Annotated in this window: 2 protein-coding genes; both read right to left on the bottom strand. The window is 41.1% G+C overall.

The window, feature by feature from the left end:
* Positions 1 to 237: 237 nt before the first annotated feature.
* Positions 238 to 1,560, bottom strand: a complete 1,323-nt coding sequence (locus tag R7044_RS24000) for a zonular occludens toxin domain-containing protein (RefSeq protein ID WP_225455845.1) — start codon at positions 1,558 to 1,560, stop codon at positions 238 to 240.
* Complete coding sequence (locus R7044_RS23995) at positions 1,557 to 1,922, bottom strand: DUF2523 family protein (RefSeq protein WP_225455844.1); 366 nt, start codon at positions 1,920 to 1,922, stop codon at positions 1,557 to 1,559. Before R7044_RS23995 ends, R7044_RS24000 begins: the two co-directional genes overlap by 4 nt.
* Positions 1,923 to 1,974: the final 52 nt, after the last annotated feature.

The raw sequence follows: 1,974 nt of genomic DNA, 5'->3' as shown, positions 1-1,974 counted from the left end.
ACATAATGCGCACTTAAGGCGTTGTATTTGATGGTCTAAAGCGCCTTATAAATATGGTAACTAAGAAGCATAAAAAGTCATAAAAAAACAAGGCAGCGAGCACTCCAAAAAATGCATACAGAAATGTGCCTTCCAGAATTAAATCGATGTCTTGAGTTGTAAGTGTTAAAGATTCCATTTTCTAACCTCTATTGAATGATTGCGGGAAAAGCTGGTCATCGAGTTGATTGATATTCATTAAAATAAGCTAATATTAGGTTTGTGTTTATCCGAGCTCTTGGCCATTGTCATCGCCTCATTTTCCTCTCGTTCTTCGACAATCTCACGAACGTAAAATGGATTACACGTAATTGGCCGAACAACAGAACCGATTTTGAAATTAGCGAAACACCTATCAATGGGTTCAACTACCAAACCTATCGAATCAGGTTCAAAGGCTGCACCATCAGATTCACGATAGAAAACATAATCAATATCTACTGAATCATTATCGTAGTGCGTCATAGAACCAGAGATATAAACCCCTTTGATTAACTCAGCTACGTAAGTATCAAGCTGTTTATCAAGTGAATCTGCCTTGTTTGAATCTGGAGCTGGGGACGTTGAAGGCTGAACTTGTTTAACTGGCTCAGGCTCACCACCGCCTAAAAACTTATCGTAGATGTTATAAGCAGACCAACAAAAAACGCCTAAAGCTATCAGGCCAGCGAACGCCATAAACGGAATTTTAGGTTTATGGGTGTGAATCTCAGCCGACCAATAAACGCCATAGAAATTCTTGTCACGCTTAACAAGCTTTTTAGTAGCGATTTTAGATTCGTGATAATCATCTGGATTGAATGTCTTAGGCGCTTCCTTTCGGGTTACACGCTCACCACCAAACGGGTTAAAGAAATGAATATGACGACCAACAAGTTTACGCAAGTTCGCATCACATAGCGTTCTATCTTGCGTAACAAAGTGAATATCATAACCACCGTGACGGTGTGTCTCTAATGCCGCAATCGCCGCCGGAACTTTCGAACCGGTTGGGCGTGGAGGAAAGTATTGCTGACACTCATCGATGAGCAAAACTGAACGCTTTGGTAAATCCATCCAAGAACGAGGATCTTCAAAATGCGTAAAGTGAAGATTCAAAGGCTTCACCATATCGAACTTATCAACGGCTGTATCGCCAGCTGCATCGAGTAGATTCTCTAGCTTAACCAATTTCTTCTTAGGGTAAACTCGACGTACCCAATAAAGCCAAGTGTCGAAATGATCATGTGTTTCGTATTGTGTTTCTAACCAAGGAACATCAGACAGGGAGATAAACTCCCCATCATCATGAATAGGACGCATGATTTTCTCTAACTTTCTGCGCTGCCCCCTATCCTTTAAACGTGGAAAAAACCAGCCGTAGAACCAGCCAGAGAAAGACTGTACAACAGCCATATCCAACATAAGCAAACGGATATTAGTGTAGAAATAAGGACGTGCATCATCATGACTAATCACTAATTCACGCAAACTATTAAGCGTTTTTGATGCGCCAGGTAAGCCAGTTCTCAAGTAAATCATAGTGGAAGGCTCCCCTTATCTTGACCTGGTTTCCACCATCCTTGACGAGCAATAGAACCAGCACGAAGGCCTTTAATAGTCAGCAAGAAAAAGCCAGTACTAAGCATCAAGTTAATCGCTTTATCAACCCAAATAAGCCCCAAGAACTGGAGGACGTAAATAGGCAAGGTATCGAAACTGGAAGTAATTAAACCAATGAGATAAGAGGTTGCGATATTAAAGCCAGAAAATACTGTAACCCCTACCCCTAAAGACACGAGAAATTGAGAGCCTACCGAACCGAAGTAACCAGCAATGAAAGGAAGAGCAAGACGAAGCCAACCAAACAAGAAACTAAGTATTGTAGCGAAGAACTGAAACATAATAACCACCTATATAAATTTAGATATCATCATGAAGCTACCGAACGCAGCC

It is taken from the genome of Vibrio sp. 1402, from assembly GCF_033340275.1.
This window is presented reverse-complemented; position numbering and strand designations above follow the sequence as displayed.